At 69.1% G+C, this 24,235-nt stretch carries 16 protein-coding genes; 8 read left to right on the top strand and 8 right to left on the bottom strand.

Annotated features, from left to right (window positions below; genetic code table 11):
* The first annotated feature begins 8 nt into the window (after nt 1–8).
* Complete coding sequence (locus WS49_RS10020; RefSeq protein ID WP_059527333.1) at nt 9–938, top strand: DMT family transporter; 930 nt, start codon at nt 9–11, stop codon at nt 936–938.
* A 109-nt stretch (nt 939–1,047) separates the two neighbouring features.
* Here WS49_RS10020 and nth read toward each other — a convergent pair whose 3' ends face one another.
* Both nth and rsxB read right to left on the bottom strand, forming a co-directional pair.
* On the bottom strand, nt 1,048–1,692 hold the full coding sequence (gene nth, locus WS49_RS10015; RefSeq protein WP_006754450.1) for an endonuclease III: 645 nt from the start codon (nt 1,690–1,692) through the stop codon (nt 1,048–1,050).
* The gene (rsxB, locus tag WS49_RS10010; protein WP_059527330.1) at nt 1,689–2,684 is read right to left on the bottom strand and encodes an electron transport complex subunit RsxB; all 996 of its coding nucleotides are present in this window, start codon (nt 2,682–2,684) and stop codon (nt 1,689–1,691) included. The genes nth and rsxB overlap by 4 nt, the downstream gene beginning before the upstream one ends.
* Nucleotides 2,685–2,840: 156 nt before the next feature.
* Between rsxB and WS49_RS10005 the strand changes: the two genes are divergently transcribed.
* Nucleotides 2,841–3,473, top strand: coding sequence for a TetR family transcriptional regulator (locus tag WS49_RS10005; protein ID WP_059527327.1), 633 nt, complete (start codon nt 2,841–2,843; stop codon nt 3,471–3,473).
* Nucleotides 3,474–3,554: 81 nt separating this feature from the next.
* On the opposite strand, the gene WS49_RS10000 is transcribed toward WS49_RS10005, so the two are convergent.
* Nucleotides 3,555–5,042 carry a polyhydroxyalkanoate depolymerase gene (locus WS49_RS10000; RefSeq protein ID WP_059527324.1) on the bottom strand — a complete coding sequence of 496 codons (1,488 nt, stop codon included), beginning with the start codon at nt 5,040–5,042 and terminating at the stop codon, nt 3,555–3,557.
* A gap of 211 nt (nt 5,043–5,253) precedes the next feature.
* On the bottom strand, nt 5,254–7,083 hold the full coding sequence (locus WS49_RS09995; protein ID WP_059527320.1) for a glycoside hydrolase family 15 protein: 1,830 nt from the start codon (nt 7,081–7,083) through the stop codon (nt 5,254–5,256).
* Nucleotides 7,084–7,248: 165 nt separating this feature from the next.
* Between WS49_RS09995 and WS49_RS09990 the strand changes: the two genes are divergently transcribed.
* Nucleotides 7,249–8,496 (top strand): lactonase family protein, encoded by a 1,248-nt coding sequence (locus tag WS49_RS09990; protein ID WP_082725500.1) that lies wholly within the window; start codon nt 7,249–7,251, stop codon nt 8,494–8,496.
* Nucleotides 8,497–8,597: 101 nt separating this feature from the next.
* Here WS49_RS09990 and WS49_RS09985 read toward each other — a convergent pair whose 3' ends face one another.
* Both WS49_RS09985 and WS49_RS09980 read right to left on the bottom strand, forming a co-directional pair.
* Nucleotides 8,598–13,367, bottom strand: coding sequence for a DNA translocase FtsK (locus WS49_RS09985; protein WP_059527314.1), 4,770 nt, complete (start codon nt 13,365–13,367; stop codon nt 8,598–8,600).
* 180 nt (nt 13,368–13,547) lie between these two features.
* Nucleotides 13,548–14,093 (bottom strand): META domain-containing protein, encoded by a 546-nt coding sequence (locus WS49_RS09980; protein ID WP_059527312.1) that lies wholly within the window; start codon nt 14,091–14,093, stop codon nt 13,548–13,550.
* 215 nt (nt 14,094–14,308) lie between these two features.
* Between WS49_RS09980 and purT the strand changes: the two genes are divergently transcribed.
* The 4 genes from purT (at nt 14,309) to WS49_RS09960 (ending at nt 18,185) form a co-directional block, all read left to right on the top strand.
* Nucleotides 14,309–15,523 carry a formate-dependent phosphoribosylglycinamide formyltransferase gene (purT, locus tag WS49_RS09975; RefSeq protein WP_059527309.1) on the top strand — a complete coding sequence of 405 codons (1,215 nt, stop codon included), beginning with the start codon at nt 14,309–14,311 and terminating at the stop codon, nt 15,521–15,523.
* 18 nt (nt 15,524–15,541) lie between these two features.
* Nucleotides 15,542–15,736, top strand: coding sequence for a DUF6726 family protein (locus WS49_RS09970; RefSeq protein WP_059527306.1), 195 nt, complete (start codon nt 15,542–15,544; stop codon nt 15,734–15,736).
* Nucleotides 15,737–15,822: 86 nt separating this feature from the next.
* Nucleotides 15,823–16,206 carry an MliC family protein gene (locus tag WS49_RS09965; RefSeq protein WP_059527304.1) on the top strand — a complete coding sequence of 128 codons (384 nt, stop codon included), beginning with the start codon at nt 15,823–15,825 and terminating at the stop codon, nt 16,204–16,206.
* Nucleotides 16,207–16,637: 431 nt separating this feature from the next.
* Nucleotides 16,638–18,185 (top strand): DEAD/DEAH box helicase, encoded by a 1,548-nt coding sequence (locus WS49_RS09960; RefSeq protein WP_059528283.1) that lies wholly within the window; start codon nt 16,638–16,640, stop codon nt 18,183–18,185.
* Nucleotides 18,186–18,430: 245 nt separating this feature from the next.
* On the opposite strand, the gene gluQRS is transcribed toward WS49_RS09960, so the two are convergent.
* Nucleotides 18,431–19,324, bottom strand: a complete 894-nt coding sequence (gene gluQRS / locus WS49_RS09955) for a tRNA glutamyl-Q(34) synthetase GluQRS (RefSeq protein WP_059527302.1) — start codon at nt 19,322–19,324, stop codon at nt 18,431–18,433.
* Between the two features lie 22 nt (nt 19,325–19,346).
* Entirely contained in the window at nt 19,347–20,201 is an 855-nt protein-coding gene (locus tag WS49_RS09950; RefSeq protein ID WP_059527299.1) for a sulfurtransferase, read from the bottom strand.
* Nucleotides 20,202–20,423: 222 nt separating this feature from the next.
* Between WS49_RS09950 and dnaE the strand changes: the two genes are divergently transcribed.
* On the top strand, nt 20,424–23,957 hold the full coding sequence (gene dnaE / locus WS49_RS09945) for a DNA polymerase III subunit alpha (protein WP_059527295.1): 3,534 nt from the start codon (nt 20,424–20,426) through the stop codon (nt 23,955–23,957).
* Nucleotides 23,958–24,235 lie beyond the last annotated feature (278 nt).

Genomic DNA, 24,235 nt, shown 5'->3' with positions numbered 1-24,235 from the left:
CTTACATCATGTCCGCCACCGTCCGCTCATCGTCCGCCGCGCTGCAGGGCGCGCTCTACGTCGCGCTGTCCGCCGCCGCATTCGGCGCGATGGCGATCTTCGGCCGCTACGCGTATGCGGCCGGCGTCGACGTGCTCGGGCTGCTGATCGTGCGCTTCGCGATCGGCGGCGCGGTCCTGGCCGCGATCGCCCGGCACCGCCGCGTCGCATGGCCGCGCGGCCGCGCGCTCGCGCCGCTCGTGGCGATGGGTGCACTTGGCTACGTCGGGCAGTCGTTTTGCTATTTCAGCGCGCTCCAGCATGCGCAGGCGAGCCTCGTCGCGCTGCTGCTGTACCTGTATCCGGCCTTCGTCACGCTGTTGGCCGCATGGTGGCTCGGCGAGCGCCTCACGCGCGCGAAGGCGATCGCGCTCGTGCTCTGTGTCGCGGGCTCCGCGCTGATGGTCGGCGGCGGCCACGGCGAGCCGCTCGGCATCGCGCTCGCGCTGGCCGCCGCGGTGATCTATTCGCTGTACATCGTCGGCGGCACGAAGGCGACGCGCGGCGTCGATCCGCTCGCGACCACCGCGATCATCTGCCTGTCGGCGACCGCGACGCTCGTCGCGATAGCGATCGTGCGGACCGCGGCGTTCGGCGCGCCGCCGCGCTGGCCGGCGACGGCCGCCGGCTGGGCGTCGATGCTCGCGATCGCGCTGGTGTCGACGGTCGCCGCGATGCTCGCGTTCTTCGCCGGGCTCGAGCGGCTGGGGGCTGCGCGCACGTCGATGCTGTCGACGCTCGAGCCGGTCGTGACGGTCGCGCTCGCGGCGCTGCTGTTCGGCGAGGCGCTGTCGCCGTTGCAGTGGGCCGGCGGCGTCGCGATCCTCGCGGCCGTGCTGGCGCTCGTGCGCGCGGGCGGCGCGGCGGCCGACGACGCGACGGCGACGTCCAACGCATAAGCAGCGGAAACGGGGAAAGTCGTGGGCGCCGCACCGGCGCTTGCGGGTCGCGCCGCGGGCCGCGCACGGCCAGGCCGGCCGCGTGAGGCGCGTCGGCCGCGGCCGGCGCTCACTCGTTCGGCGGTGGTGTCTTCGGCCGGAATTCGCACAGCGGCTCGATCGCGCAGTGCCAGCATTCGGGCTTGCGGGCCTTGCACACGTAGCGACCGTGCAGAATCAGCCAGTGATGCGCGTCCTGCAGGAATTCCTTCGGCGTGAACTTCTCGAGCGCGGCCTCGACGGCCCGTACGTCCTTGCCCGGCGCGAGCCCCGTGCGGTTCGCGACGCGGAAGATATGCGTGTCGACCGCGATCGTCGGCTGCCCGAACGCGGTGTTCAGCACGACGTTCGCGGTCTTGCGACCGACGCCCGGCAGGCTCTCGAGCGCTTCGCGATCGGCCGGCACCTCGCCGTCGTAGCGCTCGAGCAGGATGTTGCACGCCGCGATCACGTTCTTCGCCTTGGTGCGGTACAGGCCGATCGTCTTGATGTAGTCGGCGACGCCTTCTTCACCGAGCGCGACGATTTGTCGCGGGGTGTTCGCGACCGGGAACATCTTGCGCATCGCCTTGTTGACCGACACGTCGGTCGCCTGCGCGGACAGCATCACCGCGATCAGCAACTCGAACGGCGTCGTGTATTCGAGCTCGGTGGTCGGATGCGGATTGAGGCTCTGCAGCGTTTCGTAGATCGCGCGTCGTTTGGTGGCGTTCATGGACGGTTCTTGTCGGGCGGCGCGGCCGGGTCGCTTTGGTCGTCGTTGTTCGGAACGTCGCGGTCGTCGCGGGCAGCCGCAGCTTCGGCGTCGCGCTGCGCCTGCTGTTCGGCGAGCCGCTTGCGGCGGGCTTCGGCCGCGTCGATCTGCGCCTGCACGGCCGCGCTCACGCCTTCGGTGTTCTTCGGCGCGGCGCCTTGTTCGGACAGTTCTTCCTTCTTCTTGCGGGCGCGTTCGAGCGCGGCGGCGATGATCGCGCGTTTCTTCGCGTCGGCGTCGTCGGCCGGGGCGGCGCCCGGTGTGCCAGCCGGCGCCGCGGCCGGCGCCGCCTTGGCCGCACCGGCACTGGCCGCGCGGCGGGCGGCGGCGCGCGCTTCGGCGGCCTCGCGTTCGCGACGCTGGCGGGCGAGCCGGCGGTCGTGGCGTTCGCGCGCGGCGTCCGCCTGTTCCTGCGACCACGCGTCCCAGCCGGTGCGCTCGTCGGTCACGGGGACCATCGCGATGCAGTCGACCGGGCAGGGCGGCACGCACAGGTCGCAGCCCGTGCACAGCGATTCGACGATCGTGTGCATCTGTTTCGGTGCGCCGATGATCGCATCGACCGGGCATGCCTGCATGCACAGCGTGCAGCCGATGCACAGGCTTTCGTCGATGAACGCGACGGCGCGCGGATGCTCGGTGCCGTTGACGGGGTTCAGCGGGATCACCGGCTTGCCGAGCAGGCGCGCGAGGCGCGCGATGCCTTCGGCGCCGCCGGGCGGGCACTGGTTGTAGTTCGCGTTGCCGGCGGCGATCGCGTCGGCGTACGGACGGCAGCCGTCATAGCCGCACTTCGTGCATTGCGTCTGGGGAAGCAGATCTTCGATGCGATCCGCGAGGGTCTTGGAATCGGTCACGGTGACAACGGGCGCAGCAGCGCCGAATGGCTCTCGGCCGCGTCTGGCGCGGCCGGAAAGGTTTGCCAAACCTCGATTATCGCCGATTTCCCGCATTGCGCTGGAGGCTGTCTGTGCGCATAATCGAACCGCTTTTTTGCAGGGGCTCAGCAGGAGGGCGGCCGCACGCGGCGCGCTCGTTCCAGGGCAGCCGGCGCCGAGGCGGTGGGGGTGCCGGTCCGGATCACGCGGCTCACATAGCAAAACGCCACCATGAATCAGCCAAAAATCAAAAGAGATCCTGAAGGTACCCGCCGCCGCATCCTGATGGCGGCAGCCGAAGAGTTCGCGAGTGGAGGGCTGTTCGGCGCGCGCGTCGACCAGATCGCGCGCCGGGCCGAAACCAACGAGCGCATGCTCTATTACTATTTCGGCAGCAAGGAGCAGCTGTTTACGGCCGTGCTCGAACACGCGTTCTCCGCGCTGACCGAGGCCGAGCGCGTGCTCGATCTCGACGGCGTCGCACCCGTCGAGGCCGTCACGCGGCTCGCGCACTTCGTGTGGGATTACTACCGCGATCATCCGGAGCTGCTGCGGCTCATCAACAACGAGAACCTGCACGAAGCGCGCTACCTGCACAAGTCGACACGAATCCGCGAGATGATGTCGCCGATCGTCGCGAAGCTCGGCAACGTGCTGATGCGCGGCCAGAAGGCCGGGCTGTTCCGCAGCGACGTCGATCCGCTGCGCTTCTACGTGACGCTGTCGGGGCTCGGCTACTACATCGTGTCGAACCGTTTCACGCTCGCCGCGACACTCGGCCGCGACTTCAGCCAAGCCGACGAGCGCGCGGAGATGGTCAGGATGAACACCGAGGTGCTGCTCGCGTATCTGTTGCGCCGATGAGCGGCCCACCCGTGGCCGCCGGATAAAAAAACGCCGCCGTGCGCAAGCAACGGCGGCGTTTTTGCGTCGGAACGCGGTGCGTCAGGCGGCCTTGCGCGCGCGAACGGTTTTGGCGCGCGTGGCGCCCGCGCGTTTCGCGGCCGGTGCGGCCTTCGCGGTTGCCGTCTTGGCGGGCGCAACCGTCACGGCCGGCGCCTTCGCGCGCGCGCGCTTCGCGGCAGTCGCTCGCGCCGTCGCTTCGGGCTGCGGCTTGACGGCCGGCACGGCGGCGAGTGTAGTCGCGGTCGGTGCTTCGGCGGGCGCCTTGGTCGCGCCGTTCTTCGGTTCCGGCGCATGCTCGCGGATGAAATCGCGCAGCTGCGGGTAAATGATCGTGCGCCAGCGGCGGCCCGAGAAGATCCCGTAGTGACCGCATTTCTCGGCGGTCAGGCTGCGGCGATCGTCCTGCGGGATGCCCGTGCACAGCTCGTGCGCGACGTGCGTCTGGCCGCTGCCCGAGATGTCGTCGAGTTCGCCCTCGATCGTCATCAGCGCAGTGTGCTTGATGTCCTGCGGACGCACGCGCTCGCCTTCGACATCCCACGTGCCTTCCGCGAGCCGGAATTCCTGGAACACGACGCGGATCGTCTCGAGATAGTACTCGGCCGCCATGTCGAGCACCGCGTTGTACTCGTCGTAGAAGCGGCGGTGCGCCTCGGCGTCGTCCTCGTCGCCGCGCAGCAGGCTCTGGTAGAAGTCCCAGTGCGATTGCGCGTGACGTTCCGGATTCATCGCGACGAAGCCCGTGTGCTGCAGGAAGCCCGGATACACGTGGCGGCCTTCGCCCGGATAGTTCGCGGGCACCGTGTGGATCACGTTGTTCTCGAACCACGCGGTCGAGTGCTGCGTCGCGAGCGAGTTCACCGACGTCGGGCTGCGGCGCGCGTCGATCGGGCCGCCCATCATCGTCATCGTGAGCGGCGTGTCCTCGCCGCGGCTCGCCATCAGCGAGATCGCCGCGAGCACCGGCACGGTCGGCTGGCACACGGAAATCACGTGCAGGTTGCGCGCGCCGATGTGGCGGATGAATTCCTGGATGTACGCGATGTAGTCGTGCAGGTGGAACGGGCCGACCTCGACCGGCACCATCCGTGCGTCGATCCAGTCGGTGATGTACACCTTGTGATCCTGCAGCAGCGTGCGCACGGTGTCGCGCAGCAGCGTCGAGTGGTGGCCCGACAGCGGCGCGCAGACCAGCACGACCGGCTCGTCCTTCAACTGCGTGACGGCATCGGCGTCGTCCGAATAGCGTTTGAAGCGCAGCAGCCGGCAGAACGGCTTCTCGACGATCGTCTGCTCGACGATCGGGATGTTGTGGCCGTCCTTGACGATCTGATGAATGTTGAATTCGGGCTTCTCGTAATCCTTGCCGAGCCGGTACATCAGCTCGTACGCGGCGGCCATCCGCGTCGCGCCGGGCATCAGCGAGAACGGGCTGGACGGGTTGGCGAACGACTTGGATGCGGCCTGGGCCCAGGCCGTGAGCGGGCTCAGCATCGCCCGCTGGAATTCGTGCAGTTGGTAAAGCATGCAGACTACTCCCGCGTGGGGGACGGTGCGCAAGGGCGGCGTGGGGCGTCGCGGCGTGCCGTGTGGGTCAGCGACCGGCCATGGTGCAGTGCGGCCGGACAATCGAATCGATCATATCGGACAACGATGGGTGTTGCAATGCAACATTTCCCCGATTTTTCATCAAACTTTTGTGAATTGACGATCTCTGAAGAAGCCGCTCCGGCCCCGGTCAGCGCCCCGTCGCCACGGCCGGCGCCGGCTGGCCGGCCGCGCGCGCCATGGCGTCCTCGTGGTGCATCAGGTTCATAGCAGTATGCACCAGCGCCACGTGCGAGAACGCCTGCGGGAAGTTGCCGACGAGCCGGCCCTCGACCGGGTCGTATTCCTCGGCGAGCAGCCCGAGATCGTTGGACAGCGCGAGCAGCCGGCTGAAGAGCCGGTGCGCGTCGTCGATCCGGCCGAGCAGCGCGTAGTTGTCGACCAGCCAGAAACTGCACGCGAGAAACGTGCCTTCGCCGGGCGGCAGGCCGTCGTCGTACTCCGTCGTTCGGTAGCGCATCACGAGCCCGTCGTGCAGCAATTCCCGCTCGATCGCGTCGACCGTGCCGACGATGCGCGGGTCTTCCGGCGGCAGGAAGCCGAGCAGCGGCATCAGCAGCACGCTCGCGTCGAGCTCGTCGCTGCCGTAGCTCTGCGCAAACGCCCGTTTGCCTTCATGCCATGCGTTGTCGCAGACGTCGGCGTGGATCCGGTCGCGCAGCGCGCGCCAGCGGTCGAGCGACGCGGGCAGCCGGAACATTTCCGCCGATTTGATCGCGCGGTCGAACGCGACCCACGCCATCACCTTCGAGAACGTGAAATGGCGGCGGCCGCCGCGCGTTTCCCAGATCCCCTCGTCGGGTTCCTGCCAGATCTTCTCGAGATGATCGAGCAGCGAACACTGGACGGACCACACCGTGTCGTCGGCCTGCAGGCCGCCCACGCGCGCGAGGTGCAGCGCGGCCATCACTTCGCCGAACACGTCGAGCTGGAGCTGGTTCGCGGCGCCGTTGCCGACGCGCACCGGTTTCGAATCCTGGTAGCCGGGCAGCCAGTCGAGCTCCATTTCCGGCAGCCGGCGCTCGCCCGCGATCCCGTACATGATCTGGATTTGCTCGGGCGAGCCGGCCATCACGCGGCCGAGCCACGTGCGCCAGGCGCGCGCCTCGTCGTAGTAGCCGCCGCGCATCAGCGCGAGCAGCGTGATCGTCGCGTCGCGCAGCCAGCAGTAGCGGTAGTCCCAGTTGCGGTTGCCGCCGATCTTCTCGGGCAGCGACGTGGTGGGTGCCGCGACGATCCCGCCGGTCGGCTCGTACGCGAGCGCCTTCAGCGTGATCAGCGAGCGGCGCACGGCGGCCGCGTAGCGGCCCTGCACCTGGCAGCGGCCCGACCATTCGAGCCAGTAGTTCTCGGTGCGGGCGAGCATCGACAGCGGATCGCGCGCAGGCGGCAGCCGCAGGTGCGACGCCGCGTAGCTGAGCGAAAACGGCACGCGTTCATCGGCGCTCACCGTGAATTCCGCGAGCGTATGGAGGTTCTTGCCGGTGAGCGGCACCGGCGTGCGCAGCACGACGGTATCCGGGCCGGCGATCGCCTTCATCCCGTCCTCGCGGGTCAGTTGCGTGACCCACGGGATCGAGAAACCGTAGTCGAAGCGCAACACCAGTTCCATGCGCATCTTCATCGTGCCGTGGCGGCCGACGACGATCCGCACCAGTTCGGACCAGCCGTTGCCGGGCGGCATGAAGTCGATCACGGTGACGGCGCCGTCGGCGCTTTCATAGTCGGTCTCGAGGATCAGCGTGTCGCCGCGATAGCGGCGCGTCGTGTGCGTGATCGCGGCGTCGTCGGCCGGCGCGAGCAGCCAGCGGCCGTGCTCCGGCGTGCCGACCAGCGCCGCGAAACAGGCGCCCGAATCGAAGCGGGGCCAGCACAACCAGTCGACGGAGCCGTCTTTCGAGATCAGCGCGGCGGTGTGGCCGTCGCCGACGAGGGCGTAGTCTTCGATCAGGGCGGGCATGGGCAAGCGGTCCTTGGGTATTCGAGTTCACTATGCAGGCGGAGGCGCCCTGGCTTCACGTGCCGGCGTCGCGCCCCGTATACTCGGCCGGGCGGCGGAGCGCATGAACGGCCGGCGTTTCGTCCTATCTCAACACTTGAAGCGACTCGATGCAAGGAGGATTCAATGCCCAGCCGTTTACGCGAGCGTGACGCACGCGCTTCGACACGAGGGTTCCCGCTTAGGCTCGCTCACTGGATGAAAGGTTTCGCGATCGTGCTGTCCTTGTCCGCGACCCATGCCTTCGCTCAACAATCGCCGGCACCGGCCGACGGCGTCTACAACCTGCTCGTCGGCACCTATACGGGGCGCGGCAGCGACGGGATCTACGTTTACCGCTTCGATACGAAAACGGGCAGTGTCGCACCCGTGTCGTCGGCGAAGACCGTGAATCCGTCCTACCTGTTGCCGAGCCGCGACGGTCGCACCGTCTACGCGGTCAACGAACTGCCCGGCGACAACGGCCCGGCGACGCAGCGCGGCGGCGTCAGCGCGTTCGGCTTCGATCCGAAGACGGGGGCGCTCACGTTCATCGACCGCGTGTCGTCCGAAGGGAACGATCCTTGCTATCTCGCGCTGTCGCCGGACGGCAAGTACCTCGTCACGGCCAACTACTCGGTCGCGGCCGATCCGGGCGGCAGCTTCGCCGTGTTCCCGGTCCGCGACGGCGGTGCGGTCGGCCCGGCCGCGCTGACGGTGCATCACGAAGGCACGGGGCCCGTGAAGGGGCGCCAGGACGGCGCGCACGTGCACTCGACGGTGTTCTCGCCCGACGGCCGTTACCTGTTCGTGCAGGACCTCGGCGCGGACAAGATCTACGGCTACCGCTACACGATCGACGGCAGCCGCGGGCTGATCAGCCCGACCGACACGCGCTACACGCCGGTGAAGGCCGGCTCCGGCCCGCGTCACATGGTGTTCGGCGCCGACGGCCGGTTCGCGTACGTGACGAGCGAGCTCAACGCGGCGGTCGAGGTGTTCGGCCACCACGACGGCAAGCTGACGCCGGTCGAGACGCTGCCGATGACGGTGCCGGGCTTCAAGGGCAAGGTGGGCGGCGGCGCGATCCACCTGTCGCCGGACGGCCGCTTCCTGTACGCGAGCAACCGTGGCGACGTGAACGAAATCGTGATCTACGCGGTGAACAAGGCCGATGGCCGGCTGAAGACCGTCGGGCGCCAGTCGAGCCTCGGCAAGACGCCGCGCGAATTCCTGATCGATCCGACCGGCAAGTGGCTGATCGTCGGCAACCAGGACAGCGACACGTTCTACGTATTCAGTCGCGACGTCGAAACGGGGCAGCTCGGCCCGAATCCGCAGAAGGTGGCGCTCGGCAGCCCGGTCGATTTCAAGCTGGTGCCGGTGGCGCAGTAAATGGAGAAAGGGCGCTGCCTCGGCAGCGCCCTTTTTTCGTTCGGGCGGCCGCTTGCGCGGGGCGCCCGTATCGGTCGCCGTCGGCCGTGCGGCCGCCGTGCTCAGTCGGCCGCGGCCGGCACGAGCACCTCGCGGCTGCCGTTGATGCCCATCGGCGACACGAGCCCGGCCGCCTCCATTTGCTCGACGAGGCGCGCGGCCCGGTTGTAGCCGATGCGCAACTGGCGCTGCACCGACGAGATCGACGCGCGCCGCGTGCGCACGACGAACGCGACCGCTTCGTCGTACAGCGGATCGGCTTCCGCATCCGGCGCGTCGCCGAACAGGTCCTGCGTCGCGCCGTCGGCGGCCGGGCCGTCGAGAATCCCTTCCTCGTACTGCGGCTCGCCGAACTGCTTCAGGTATTCGACGATCCGGTGCACTTCCTCGTCCGCGACGAACGCGCCGTGCACGCGCTGCGGGTAGCCCGTGCCCGGCGGCAGGAACAGCATGTCGCCCTGGCCGAGCAGCGATTCGGCGCCCATCTGATCGAGGATCGTGCGCGAGTCGATCTTCGACGACACCTGGAACGCGACGCGCGTCGGGATGTTCGCCTTGATGAGGCCGGTGATCACGTCGACCGACGGGCGCTGCGTCGCGAGGATCAGGTGGATGCCGGCCGCGCGCGCCTTCTGCGCGAGACGGGCGATCAGCTCCTCGATCTTCTTGCCGGCGACCATCATCAGGTCGGCCAGCTCGTCGATCACGACGACGATCAGCGGCAGCTTCGACAGCGGCTCGGGATCGTCGGGCGTCAGCGAGAACGGGTTGCCGATCTTCTTTTCCTTCGCTTCAGCGTCGCGGATCTTCTGATTGAAGCCCGCGAGGTTGCGCACGCCGACGGCCGACATCAGGCGGTAGCGCTTCTCCATTTCGCCGACGCACCAGTTCAGCGCATTCGCCGCGAGCTTCATGTCGGTGACGACCGGCGCCAGCAGGTGCGGGATGCCTTCGTAGACCGACAGCTCGAGCATCTTCGGGTCGATCATGATGAGCCGCACGTCCTCGGGCGTCGCCTTGTACAGCAACGACAGGATCATCGCGTTGATCGCGACCGACTTGCCCGAACCCGTCGTGCCGGCGACCAGCATGTGCGGCGCCTTGGCGAGATCGGTGACGACCGGGTGGCCGGTGATGTCCTTGCCCATCGCGATCGTCAGCTGCGATGCCGAATGCTGGTACTGGCGCGATTCGAGGATTTCCGACAGGCGGATCATCTGGCGTTTCGCGTTCGGCAGCTCGAGGCCCATGCAGGTCTTGCCGGGAATCGTCTCGACGACGCGGATCGACGTGAGGCCGAGGCCGCGCGACAGGTCCTTCATCAGGCCGACGATCTGGCTGCCGCGCACGCCGAGCGCGGGTTCGATCTCGAAGCGCGTGATCACCGGACCCGCCGATGCGCCGACCACGGTCACCGGCACCTTGAACTCCTGCAGGCGCTGCTCGATGACCTGGGCGGTCTGCGCGAGGTGTTCCTCGGTGATCGTTTCGATATCGTCGGAGGCGGGCTCGAGCAGGTCGAGCGTCGGCAGTTCGACGTTGAACGACGCGGGTGCGTGGAATTCGAACGCGTTCGGGCGCGGCTGGCGCGCGGGTTCGGCCGATGCGTCCGGGGCCGGGGCGCTCGATTCCGCCGGTGCCGGCGGCACGGGGGGCTCGGACAGCGTCGTGTCCGGCGGCGGTGCGGTCGTGACGGCCGGGATGGCGATGCCGGTTGCCACGGGCGTTGCGCCCGTGCCGGGCATGGACCCGCTCGCCGATGCAGCAGCGGGGGCCGGCGGGGTGGTGAACGACTGGGCCTGCGGCGCCGGTGCGGACGCGACGGGTTGTGCAGGTGTCGCCGTGTCGATGGATCCGCCCGGTGTGGAGAAGGTCGGCATTGCCGACACAGACGCGGTCGCGGAAGTCGGGGGGGCGGCCGATGCCGTCGCGGGGGCGGTCGTGGCGAAGGAGGCCGGCGCGCCACCCGTCGCTGCAGGCACGCCGCCGAACGCGGCGGGTGCAGCGGCAACGATCGTGCTCGTCGGGGCGAGCGCGCCGGAAGACGGCGCCGGGGTGGCTGCAGCGGCGGCGGCAGGCGCGATGCCGGGTGCTGCCTGTGCTGCTCCGGGCGGCGTGGCCTGCGTGCCGGTCGACCAAGCGTCAGGCGTGCGGTTCGCCGGTGTTGCCGAAGGCGTGGCCGATGCGGTCGACGTTGCGGTAAATGCGCTGCCGGACGGGGCGCCAGACGCGACGTCAGGCGACACCTGCGTGCTTTGCGCCGAATGCGATCCGGTTGCGCTGAAGGACGTGTCGGTCGATGCGGGCGCGGTCGCGGCCGGCTGCAATGTGGCCGGACCGGAAGCATTCATTGCGGGCGTCGGGGCAGACGTCGCCACGGGAGCGGACGGCTGCGCGGCGGGCAGGACGGCGGCACCGGTCGAAGGCGTGTGGGCGGGTGCCGTCGGTGCGGGCGTCGGCGTGACCGTGGCCGATGCCGCAGCCGGCACGTGACCGCTGGAACCGTGTGCGGCCCCCGTGGCGCCCATCGTCGCGGACGGCTCGGCCGATACGACGGGCGCCGCCGATGCGGAGGGTTGCGACGGCGACCAGGAGGCCGTGCTCGTCATGCCGGAGAACGAAGGCGTCGCGGCGGCCGGTGTGCTGTTCGACGTGTTCGTCGGCGCGGGTGCCAGGGCAGCAGAGCCCGGCGTGGTCTCGACGCGCGACGACGCGGAAGTCGCCGGAATCGTCTGCGCACCAGAGGAGGGTTCCGCGGACAACGGCTTCGACCACGACGCAGACGCAGGTTCCGCCATCGCGGAGATCGACGCCGCCGACGCGGGTGGCATGGCGGATTGCGTGCCGGCAGCCGACGGTGCGGTTTCTCCGGCGTGCTTTGCTGCCGCATGCCAGGCCGTTCCCGTCACGGCGCCGGCCGGTGCGGTGGTCGACGTGTCCGGGGCCGCCGGCGTCGCTGCCGCGATGGGCATGGCATCGGCAAGCGGCCACGTCGGTGTTGCCGCGATCGACGAAGCGGGGAGGGGAGTGGTCGGCGCGACCTGCTGGACAGGCTTCACGACGTCCTGAGCCGCGTGCGTGTCCTGTTTTGTATCGACCGATACGGTGGTATCGGCCGGCGGCGTGGATCGCGACTGGACCTGACCGATCGTCCCTGCGGCCGTTGCCGCGTCCTTCGCGTCGGCGATGCGGCCCATGCCGCTTGCCGTCGACGTGACGGTGGCCGCATGCGAATTGACAGCCTCGTTCGTCGCCCCAGACTCATCCGCATCGGACAGCGGCGCGGCAATCGGGCTTTCACGCGATGCGTCGAGTCCGGAAACCGGCGGGCTGACGATGTCTTCCCACGGTGCGAAGTCGATCGGTGAATCGAATGCCGGCGCGGCGGGAGCATTGGCGTCATGCCGATGCTCGCCTTCCGCATGACGCGTCGGTGCATCGGCCTCGACGCCGCGATCCGGTATGGCATGCCGTGCAGTTTCGCCGACGGCCGGAATGCTCGAGCCAACATCGACAACGGGCATGCGCGTGCTCGGCTCGGCCGGCATGAATGCATCCAGCACGATCGGTGCGTCGTCGTATGCCGGCGTGGCTTCGTGCATGTCCGGAAGGCCTGCGTCTTGGGGCGCGGCCTGAAGCGCGCCCGCAACGACCCCGGCGGGTACGGCCGTCGATGCCGATGCCGATGCCGACGCCGCGCCGCTCGCTGCCGCCGCAACCGCGGCGGCCGTCGCCGGCGCCGCATCGGGCGCCCGCACGTCGTCGAGCGTCGCCCATTGCGCGGTGCTGGCCTCGATCGAGCGCAGCGTGTCGTGAACGCTCGGCGCCGGCGTGATCGGCTCCGCGGGCTGCTGCACCCATGCGTAGAGCGGCGCGCGCGCGGGGACCGGCGGCGCGGGGCGGCGCCGTGCGGCGTCCGGCGACTGGCCGGCGGCGCCCGCTACTGGGCGCGCGGGCGTACGCGGCGGCGTCACGCCGGCCGGGCGCGGCGTGACCGCGGCACGCGGCGCGGCCGGCTGCTTCATTGCGGCTGCGGGCGCGCGTGCGGTGGTCGGTTGCGGCCGAACGGGCTCGAACCCGGCCGGAAGCGGGGCCGGATTCGGGCGCGGCACCTGTGCATTCGCTGCGGCTCGCGCGAGGCTGGCGGTGCTGCCGGTCGTCGGCGGCGGCATGGCGCTCGTCGTGCCCGCTGCGGGCGGCGGGGGCATGCGATGGGCCGACGTCGGCTTCAGCCAGCCCGACGGCGCGACGGGCTCCGCGAGCGGACGCGGGGCTGCGTTGCCGCGCGGCTTCGGCCGGGCCTGCGGATCGGGTTTCCACAACGTCGGGCGCGAATAGCGGCCGTTCTGCCGCGGCGCCATCGAGTTGACGGTGTGCGCGGTGGTCGGCTGCACGATGTCGTCGTCGCGATGCAGCGCGCTGCGCGGCAGGTCGGCGACGCCGCGCACGTCGTCGTCGTCGACGTCGCGCGCGAGCTTGACGCCGAACGACGTGTCGACCCACGCGGCGAACTGCCGCCAGCCGATGCCGGTCAGCCATGGCAGGCCGGCGAAGAACAGCACGACCATCGCGACCGGCGTACCGACCGGGCCGAGCACATGCGCGAAGCCGTTCGAGAGCGCGTGGCCGAGCGCATTCGTGTCGGGGCCCGACAGCGGGCTCGTCAGCGCGCAGCTCGCGACGAACACGGCCGCGAAGCCGAGCCACAGGCGAATCGAGCCGCGGCCGGCGAGTCCGCCGCCGCCGGGCAGCATCGCCTGAACGAGACGCCAGATGAGAAGGAGGAACCAGACGGCGGAGATGCCGAACCAGCCGAAGACAACCGTGTGCATGCTTTGATGAAACAGGAAGAGGGCGGGGAGCGCGGTGCGCGACCCGCCGAGTTTAACCGGCCGGCGAACAGGACTCTAAGGCGGCATGAAGGCGTCGACGCGCTTCCAGGCCGCGGGACGCGTGCGTCCGGGATTCGCGCGTGGCGAAGGCGACCGGTCGGCCTTCGCCCGCGCGCTGCATCAGGGGCTCCGGCGCGTGAAGGTCAGCGTCGCGCCGGCTTCGGTCACGATCTGCAATTGCTGCGGCTCGCGCATCTGCACGCCGGTCTTCTCGATGTGCGCGAGCGCATCGAGGTACGCGTGTTCGAGCTGGCCGCCGAGTGCGTTCGGGCATGCCATGCGCGTGCCGGCCAGCGGCCCGAAGCTCAGCAGACCGTTCTTGAGCGCGTAGGTGCCCATGTAGCGGTTGCAGCCGGAAAAGCCGCTGGCGCGCCGGACGCCCGATTCGGTGGACAGCGCGAGCTTGATCGGCTCGCCGTTGTCGCCGTGCGGAATCGTGCGCGGCGTGCCGTCGGCGTTCACCCAGCTGGTGAGCTCCCAGCTCGTGTCGTCGAGCAGCTGGACGGCGGCGGGGTTGTACGGGTCGGGTGCGGGGGCGGCGGAATCGGGGTGGGTCGGCATCGCGCAGGCGGCGAGAAGCGTGGCAAGCGTCAACGCGCAGAGCGGCGCGCGCAGCGGGCGAAGCAGGCCGGTGCGTGCGCGTGCGGCGGCGGACAGGTGGGACATGAGCCTCGTTCCTCATCGGATTCTGATCAAGGCGTAAGAGTAACGCACCCGCCCCGCGCGAGGCGAGCCGACACTTCGCGCGTGAAAACGTTCGCAAGCCACCGGCGGGCTTCACGCGGCGACGCGCGACGCGACGAAACCGCCCGGACCGGCACGGGTGCGCGTGTTAACATCGGAGCCGTTTTCGTCCTCCAACAGAACCAGCGGGAAATCACATGCAGATCGGTCAGCGGCTCGGTACGCCGCTTTCACCCTCGGCCACGCGCGTCATGCTGCTCGGCGCGGGCGAACTCGGCAAGGAAGTCATCATCGCGTTGCAGCGTCTCGGCGTCGAAGTCGTCGCGGTCGACCGCTATCCGGATGCGCCGGGCCACCAGGTCGCGCATCGCGCGCACGTGATCGACATGACCGACGCCGCCGCGCTGCGCGCGGTCGTCGAGGCAGAGCGCCCGCACCTGATCGTGCCGGAGATCGAGGCGATCGCGACCGATGCCCTCGCGGCGATCGAGGCGGCCGGCCTGGCCGAGGTGATCCCGACCGCGCGCGCGACGCAGCTCACGATGAACCGCGAAGGCATCCGCCGCCTCGCGGCCGAGGAGCTCGGGCTGGCGACTTCGCCGTATGCGTTCGCCGAGTCGTTCGACGCGTTCAGCGCGGCCGTCGCGAAGATCGGCATGCCGTGCGTCGTGAAGCCGGTGATGTCGTCGTCGGGCAAGGGGCAGTCGGTCGTGCGGACCGAGGCCGACGTGAAGCCCGCCTGGGACTACGCAATGGCGGGCGGCCGCGTGAACCACGGCCGCGTGATCGTCGAGGGCTTCATCGATTTCGACTACGAGATCACGCAGCTGACCGTGCGCGCGATCGATCCGGCGACGCTCGAGACGCGCACCTACTTCTGCGAGCCGGTCGGGCACGTGCAGGTGGCGGGCGATTACGTCGAATCGTGGCAGCCGCAGCCGATGAGCGCCGTCGCGCTGGAGAAGTCGCGCGAGATCGCGCACAAGGTGACCGAGGCGCTCGGCGGGCGCGGGCTGTTCGGCGTCGAGCTGTTCGTGCGCGGGGACGAAGTCTGGTTCTCCGAGGTGAGCCCGCGGCCGCACGACACCGGCCTCGTGACGCTCGCGTCGCAGCGTCAGTCGGAGTTTGAACTGCACGCGCGCGCGATTCTCGGGCTGCCGGTCGATCCGACGCTCGGCTCGCCGGCCGCGTCGGCGGTGATTTACGGCGGGCTCGACGAGCGCGGCATCGCGTTCGAGGGTGTGCGCGACGCGCTGGCCGTGCCGGGCGCCGACCTGCGCCTGTTCGGCAAACCGGAAAGCTTCGTGAAGCGGCGCATGGGCGTCGCCCTCGCGACCGGCGCGACCGTCGACGAAGCCCGCGAACGCGCGAAGCGCGCCGCGGCGGCCGTGCGGCCCGTGTCGGCGCGCTGACCGGATCGGGAGCACGCGATGGCGTCGACATGGCGGCGGATCGGACGTATCGGCAAGGTGGGCGCCGCGCTGGCGCTGGTCGCGAGCCTCGCCGGGTGCGGCCTCGCGGCCGCGCCGTGCCGGGTCGCATCGGCCGGGCTGAAGATCGTGCCGGTCGTCGGCCATGTCGCGGCCGCGCCGACCGACGCGTGCGCCGACGTCATCGATCCCTGAGCGACGAACGCTCAATCCATGACCAACGATAAATAACCGCGCGTCCCGCGAGGGCGCGCTTCCACCCGTCTCGTGAGAGGACCTGCATGATTCGCCAAACCTTCGCCGCGCTCGCGCTGGCCGGCATCGCCGTTTCCGCCGCGCATGCCGCGCAACTGACCGTCGAGGAGATCGACGCCGATTCGCGCCAGCAGGCCCTCTATCAGTGCGCGAACCAGAAGCAGCCGGTGCGCGTGTCGTACTGGCGCGCGGGCAACGGCCAGAGCTTCGCGCTGGTGCCGGTCAACGGGCAGCGGCTGCTGTTCGTCGATACCGTTTCGGCGTCGGGCGTGCGCTACCAGGCCGGACGGTATACCTGGTGGACGAAGGGCAAGGAAGGGACGCTGCGCGACGAGATCGCCGACCAGAATGCGGCACCGCTGCTGGGCGACTGCGTGCAGGTCGAGAAGAAGAAAAAGAAGAAGGGCTGAGCGCCGCGCGCGATCGGATACGCCGTGCCGGCGTGCCGATTGCCGCGTTCGATGCGGGCTGCCGGGTTCGACCTCCAGCGGATCGCGGGGCAGGGGGCGCCCGGGCTCGTCGACCGCTTGCAGATTTTCCGAAGTACACACCCGGAATTCGACCCCTATTTTTGGCCATCAGCCGATCGGGATAGCCCGGTCGCTCGACGCATCCGCCCGCGCCCGGCCCGCCGGCGCTCGCCGCGAACCGCCACCGAGGGCGTTCGCGGCGTTGTCACGGACAGATTGCTGCGCAGTGCTACAATACGCCCCTTTCCGCCGGCATTCGCGCCGAACGGAGTCCGCACGGCCTGTGGCGCCCGATGTTCGAAATGAACCGGTCCCAAGCGCCAGAGCGGCGCCGCGCGGCGCGCCGCGGCTCCGTCTACTTCCGAAATGTGATGAGCGCAGGCCCGGCCGGCCTGACGCACGATGTCCCCGCCGCGCCTTTTGAGCGAAACGCCACCATGTCCGATTCAGTCGCCAAGCCAGCCGACGCAACCTTCGATCAATTCGGCCTTGCCGCCGATATCCTGAAAGCCATCGCGGAGCAGGGCTATACGACGCCGACGCCGATCCAGGCGCAGGCCATTCCGGTCGTGCTCGCCGGCCGCGACGTCATGGGCGCCGCGCAAACGGGCACCGGCAAGACCGCGAGCTTCTCGCTGCCGATCCTCCAGCGGCTGCTGCCGCAGGCCAACACGAGCGCATCGCCCGCGCGCCACCCGGTGCGCGCGCTGATCCTCACGCCGACCCGCGAGCTCGCCGACCAGGTCGCCGCGAACGTGCACGCGTACGGGAAGCACACGCCGCTGCGCAGCGCGGTGGTGTTCGGCGGCGTCGACATGAACCCGCAGATGGCCGAGCTGCGCCGCGGCGTCGAGATCCTGATCGCGACGCCCGGCCGCCTGCTCGACCACGTGCAGCAGAAGACGGCAAACCTCGGGCAGGTGCAGATGCTCGTGCTCGACGAGGCCGACCGGATGCTCGACATGGGCTTCCTGCCGGACCTGCAGCGCATCCTGAACCTGCTGCCGAAGGAGCGCCAGACGCTGCTGTTCTCGGCCACCTTCTCGCCGGAAATCAAAAAGCTCGCATCGACCTACCTGCGCAACCCGCAGACGATCGAGGTCGCGCGCAGCAACTCGACCAACGCGAACGTCACGCAGATCGTCTACGACGTCGCCGAAGGCGACAAGCAGGCCGCCGTCGTGCAGCTGCTGCGCGATCGCGGGCTCAAGCAGGTGATCGTGTTCTGCAACAGCAAGATCGGCGCAAGCCGGCTGGCCCGCAATCTCGAGCGCGACGGCGTGGTCGCGTCGGCGATTCACGGCGACAAGACGCAGATCGAGCGGATGCAGGCCCTCGACGCGTTCAAGCGCGGCGAAATCGAGGCGCTGGTCGCGACCGACGTGGCCGCGCGCGGTCTCGACATCGCCGAACTGCCGGCCGTGATCAACTTCGACCTGCCGTTCAACGCGGAAGACTACGTGCACCGGATCGGCCGCACGGGCCGCGCGGGCGCGACGGGCGATGCGCTGTCGCTGTGCAGCCCGAACGAGCGCAAGCAGCTCGCCGATATCGAGAAGCTGATCAAGCGTCCGCTCGACGTGCAGACGCTCGCGCTCGACAAGCCGGCGCGCCATCGTCACGACGAGCGTGGCGGCGATCGCGGCGGTGAGCGTGGCGGCGAACGCGGCGGCCGCCGCGAGCGCGACGAGCATCGCGGTGCGTCGGGGCGTCGTTCGGGCGGTTCCGAGCGCGGCGGCCATCACCGTCGTCACGAGGCGCCGGTCGACGATTTCTTCCTGAAGCCGTACGAACCGTCGGCGCCGGCGAATCAGCCGGAAGAGACGAAGTCCGCGCAGCAGCCCGAGAAGAAGGGGCCGAAGCGTCAGGTCGCCGCGCTGCTCGGCGGCTTCGGAATGCCGCGCAAGCCGTCGGCGTAAGCGGGCGGTTCAGGCGGTCGGTGCAGCGCGCGAGCGCTGCCGCGGAAACGGGTGCATGCGATGAGCATGTGCCCGTTTTTCATTGGGCGAGACGATTCGTGACGAGGCAGCCGGGAGGAGGGATGACTGATCGCGTGGGCGGGGGGCTTCGGTGCAGCGTGGTCAGCGCGCGTGCAGTTTCCGGTCGAGTCAGCGTTGACGGATGCCGGAACGCGGTCGTTGCGAACCGGGATTCCGCGAACGGCTCAGCCGGCGTGTGGCCCGAAGCGACGCGCCCACGCATCGGTCGCGGCCGCGTAGAACGCATCCATCGTGTCGCCCGATGGATCGCCATCGGCGGCAAGGCCGAGATGCATGGCGGCGGCCCGCAGCGCCGGCAGCGGATCGTCGCGCTGGAGCGCGATCGCGCCGGTCTGCTTGCTGAGCTTTTCGCCGTTCGCGTCGACGACGACGGGCACGTGCAGGTATTCGGGCGTCGGCACGCCGAGACAACGCTGCAGGTAGATCTGGCGCGCGGTCGAATCGAGCAGGTCGGCGCCGCGCACGACGTGCGTGATGCCCGCGTCGGCATCGTCGACCACCACCGCGAGCTGATACGCCCATTGGCCGTCCGCGCGCTTCAGCACGAAATCGCCGACGTCGGTCGCGAGATTCTGCGCTTGCGTGTGCTGCCAGCGGTCGTCGAACGTGACGATCGCATCGTCGCCGTCCGGCACACGCAGCCGCCACGCGCGCGCGGGCTTGCCGTGCAGGCCGGTGCGGCAGGTGCCCGGGTACGCGAGCGTCGTGTGGCGCTCGTGCGCGGCACGTAGCGAATCGGCGATTTCCTTGCGCGTGCAGCCGCACGGGTAGACGAGCCCTGCGTCGACGAGCCGGTCGAGCGCGGCCGCATAGTTGGCCTCGCGCGTGCTTTGCCACACGGGTGGCTCGTCGGGCGTCATGCCGAAATGCGCGAGCGTCGCGAGGATGTCGTCGGCGGCGCCGGGCACCGTGCGCGGGCCGTCGATGTCCTCGATGCGCACGAGCCATGCGCCGCCGTGCGCGCGCGCGTCGAGCCAGCTCGCGAGCGCACCGACCAGCGAGCCGAAATGCAGCGGGCCGGTGGGCGACGGCGCGAAGCGGCCGCGGTAGCCGTTCATCGGGGCGCGGAGCGACGCGCGCTTACGCGGCGCTGGCGGCCTGCGCGCAGGCCGGGCACGACTGGCCTGCCACGTAGCTCGGCGATTGCTGGGCTTCCGGCGTGACGACCGCGCGGCACGCGAAGCACGTGACGTTTTCGGTCGGCTGCAGTTGCGGATTCAGCGCGGTGCGGTAGTCGAACACGAAGCAGTCGCCGTGATAGTGCGCGCCGCCGACTTCCTCGAAATACTTCAGGATCCCGCCCTCGAGCTGGTACACGTTCTCGATGCCGATTTCCTTCATGTGGATCGCCGCCTTCTCGCAGCGGATGCCGCCCGTGCAGAACGACACGACCGTCTTGCCCTCGAGATCGGCGCGGTTCGCGTCGATCACTTCCGGGAACTCGCTGAACTTGTCGATCCGGTAGTCAAGCGCGTCGTCGAACGTGCCGACGTCCACTTCGAACGCGTTGCGCGTGTCGAGCATCACGACCGGGCGGCCGGCGTCGTCGTGGCCGCGGTCGAGCCACGCCTTCAGCGTGCGCGCGTCGACCGACGGCGCGCGGCCGAGCTCCGGCTTGATCGCGGGCTTCTTCATCGTGATGATCTCGCGCTTCAGGCGCACGAGCATCCGGCGGAACGGCTGCGAGTCGGACAGGCTCTCCTTGAACTGCAGCGTCGCGAACTTGCCTTCGAACAGCGGATCGTGGCGGATGTAGTCGATGAACGCGTCGGTCGCTTCGCGCGGGCCGGCGATGAACAGGTTGATGCCTTCCGGCGCGAGCAGGATCGTGCCGCGCAGGCCGAGTTCGTTGCAGCGGGCGGTGACGAGCGGGCGCCATTGCTCGGTCGCGTCGAGCGACACGAAGTGGTAGGCGGCAAGGTTGACGATGGTCATGATGGTCCGACGGGAAAACGGCCGCGGCCGTGCGGCGGGCGCACGGCGGCCCCGCAAAAAAGGGTGCGAAGCCGGGGCGATGATTCGAAAACCCGTATTATCCCGCAAACTGCGCATGCGCCGGCACCTGACCGTTCGGCCGACGTCGCGCGCATCGGCCGAACGGCCGGGCGCGGGGATTTTTTGGGCAGCCTTCGCGACGACGCGGCTACAATATCGCCCATGTCAGATCCCCGCTTCGTCCATCTTCGCGTTCACTCCGAATTCTCGATTGCCGACGGCATCGTGCGTCTCGACGACATCGTCAAGGCGGCGGCCGCGGACGGTCAGGGCGCGCTCGCCCTCACCGATCTCGGCAACGCATTCGGCCTCGTCCGTTTCTACCAGGAAGCCCGCGGCAAGGGCATCAAGCCGATCGCCGGCTGCGACGTCTGGATCACCAATCCGGACGATCGCGACAAACCGTCGCGCCTGCTGCTGCTGGTGAAGGACAAGGTCGGCTACCTGAACCTGTGCGAACTGCTGTCGAAGGCATGGCTCACGAACCAGTATCGCGGCCGCGCGGAACTCGACGCGAGCTGGCTCGACGGCGAGCTCTCGCACGGGCTGCTCGCGCTGTCGGGTGCGCAGCAGGGCGATATCGGGCTCGCGCTCGCGGCCGGTAACGAGGAAGCCGCGCGCCGGCATGCCGAGCGCTGGGCGAAGATCTTCCCGGGCGGTTTCTACATCGAACTGCAGCGTTACGGCCAGCCGGGCGCCGAGGCGTACATCCAGCAGGCCGCGACGCTCGCCGCGTCGCTGAAGCTGCCGGTCGTCGCGACGCATCCGACGCAGTTCATGACCGACGACGACTTCACCGCGCACGAGGCGCGCGTGTGCATCTCGGAAGGCGACATGCTCGCGAATCCGCGACGCCAGAAGCGCTTCACGACCGATCAGTATTTCCGCACGCAGGACGAGATGGCCGCGCTGTTCGCCGACTTGCCGTCGGCGGTCGCGAACACGGTCGAGATCGCGAAGCGCTGCAACCTGAAGCTCGAGCTCGGCAAGCCGAAGCTGCCGCTGTTTCCGACGCCGGACGGCATGTCGCTCGACGACTACCTGGTCCAGCTGTCGAAGGAAGGGCTCGAGAAGCGCCTCGAGCAGCTGTATCCGGATGCGGCGGAGCGCGAAGCGCAGCGCGACACGTACTACAAGCGGCTCGAGTTCGAGTGCGGGACCATCACGAAGATGGGCTTCCCGGGCTACTTCCTGATCGTTGCGGACTTCATCAACTGGGCGAAGAACAACGGCGTGCCGGTCGGCCCGGGCCGCGGCTCGGGCGCCGGTTCGCTGGTCGCGTACGCGCTCGGCATTACCGATCTGGACCCGCTGCGTTACAACCTGCTGTTCGAGCGATTCCTGAATCCGGAACGCGTGTCGATGCCCGACTTCGACATCGACTTCTGCCAGCACGGCCGCGATCGCGTGATCCAGTACGTGAAGGAAAAATACGGCGCGGACGCCGTGTCGCAGATCGCCACCTTCGGCACGATGGCCGCGAAGGCGGCCGTGCGCGACATCGGCCGCGTGCTCGACCTCGGCTACATGTTCACCGACGGCGTCGCGAAGCTGATTCCGTTCAAGCCCGGCAAGCACGTGACCATCGCCGACGCGATGAAGGAAGAGCCGCAACTGCAGGAGCGCTACGACCACGAGGACGAAGTGCACCAGCTGCTCGACCTCGCGCAGCGCGTCGAGGGCCTCACGCGTAACGTCGGGATGCACGCGGGCGGCGTGCTGATCGCGCCCGGCAAGCTGACCGACTTCTGTCCGCTGTATACGCAGGGCGACGACGGCGGTGTCGTGAGCCAGTACGACAAGGACGACGTCGAAGCCGTCGGCCTCGTGAAGTTCGACTTTCTGGGCCTCACGACGCTGACGATCCTCGACTGGGCCGAGCGCTACATCCGCCGTCTCGATGCGTCGAAGGCAGACTGGTCGCTCGCGCAGGTGCCGCTCGACGATCCGGCATCGTTCCAGATCCTGAAGAAGGCCAACACGGTCGCCGTGTTCCAGCTGGAAAGCCGCGGGATGCAGGGCATGCTGAAGGATGCGCAGCCCGACCGTTTCGAGGACATCATCGCGCTCGTGTCGTTGTACCGTCCGGGCCCGATGGACCTGATCCCGAGCTTCTGCGCGCGGAAGCACGGCCGCGAGAAGGTCGACTATCCGGATCCGCGCGTCGAACCCGTCTTGAAAGAGACCTACGGCATCATGGTCTATCAGGAGCAGGTGATGCAGATGGCGCAGATCATCGGCGGCTACTCGCTCGGTGGCGCCGACCTGTTGCGTCGCGCGATGGGCAAGAAGAAGCCCGAGGAGATGGTCAAGCACCGCGAGATCTTCGCCGAGGGTGCGGCGAAGAACGGCCTCACGCGCGAGAAGTCCGACGAGATCTTCGACCTGATGGAGAAGTTCGCGGGCTACGGCTTCAACAAGTCGCACGCGGCGGCCTACGCGCTGCTCGCGTATTACACCGCGTGGCTGAAGGCGCACCATCCGGCCGAATTCATGGCGGCCAACATGACGCTCGCGATGGACGACACCGACAAGGTGAAGATCCTGTTCGACGACTGCGTCGTGAACAACCTCGTCGTGCTGCCGCCGGACATCAACCAGTCGCATTACCGGTTCGAGCCCGTCGCGGAAGCCGACGGCAAGCGCTCGCGCACGATCCGCTACGGTCTCGGCGCGGTGAAGGGCAGCGGCCAGAACGCGATCGAGGAAATCCTGCGCGCGCGCGAGGAAAAGCCGTTCACCGACCTGTTCGATTTCTGCGAGCGGATCGACCGGCGTGTCGTCAACCGCCGCACGGTCGAGGCGCTGATCCGTGCCGGCGCATTCGATTCGCTGAACGCGAATCGCGCGCAGATGCTCGTGTCGGTGCCCCTCGCGATGGAAGCGGCCGAACAGGCCGCGGCGAACGCGATGCAGGCCGGCCTGTTCGACATGGGGGCCGAGTCGCCGCACGCGCATGCGCTCGTCGACGAACCCGCGTGGGACGACAAGCGTCGCCTGCAAGAAGAGAAGGGCGCGCTCGGCTTCTACCTGTCCGGCCATCTGTTCGATGCGTATCGCGACGAAGTGCGCCGGTTCGTGCGGCAGAAGGTCGGCGACCTGAAGGAAGGTCGCGACAAGCTCGTCGCGGGCATCATCGCATCGCTGCGCACGCAGATGACCCAGCGCGGCAAGATGCTGATCGCGTTGCTCGACGACGGTTCGGGCCAGTGCGAAATCACGATCTTCAACGAGCAGTTCGAGGCGAACAAGGCGCTGTTCAAGGAAGACGAACTGCTGATCGTGCAGGGGCAGGCACGCAACGATGCGTTCACCGGCGGTATCCGTTTCACGGCCGACACGGTGATGGATCTCGAGCGTGCGCGCAGCCGCTACGCGCAGGCGGTGCGGCTCACGATGAACGGCAATGCGGACGCGGCGGCGCTGCGCCGCGTGCTCGAGCCGCACGTGTCGAAGGACGATCCGGCGGCCGCGCAGGCGGTCGAGGCGCCCGCGCCGCGCGGCGGCGGGCGCGACGGCGGCCGTCGCCCGCAGGCGCCGTTGCCGAACGGGCTCGCGGTCCAGGTTCACTACAGCAACGCGCGCGCGCAGGGTGAAATGCGTCTCGGCGACGCGTGGCGCGTCAAACCGAGCGACACGCTGCTCGCGGAGTTGCGCGCGACGTTCGACGGCAGCATCGTCGAAATCACGTACTGAGCGATCGCCGCCAGACGATCGTCGTCTGCACGGCCCGTCGCATCGCCATCGTGCGATGCGGCGGGCCGTTTTCATTTCGGCGGGTGCTTGGGGCCGTCATCCGGACGCTATACAATCCGTCGCGCGCGACGCAATTGCGGCGCCGGCCGCGGCATGTCCGCCGGCCGGGGCGATTTCGCGCGCGTGAAAACGGGGGCGGTTCAGCGCGGCACGCGAGGCGGCGCGGTGCCGCGAGCGACCACGCGACGAGGCCGGCACGGAGAAGGGCGCCAGGATGC

Origin of the sequence: Burkholderia sp. RF7-non_BP4 (assembly GCF_001521935.1) — a bacterium.
In the GTDB taxonomy this organism is placed as follows: domain Bacteria; phylum Pseudomonadota; class Gammaproteobacteria; order Burkholderiales; family Burkholderiaceae; genus Burkholderia; species Burkholderia diffusa.
The sequence above is the reverse complement of the archived record's forward strand: the minus strand, read 5'-3'. Positions and strand labels throughout refer to the sequence as shown.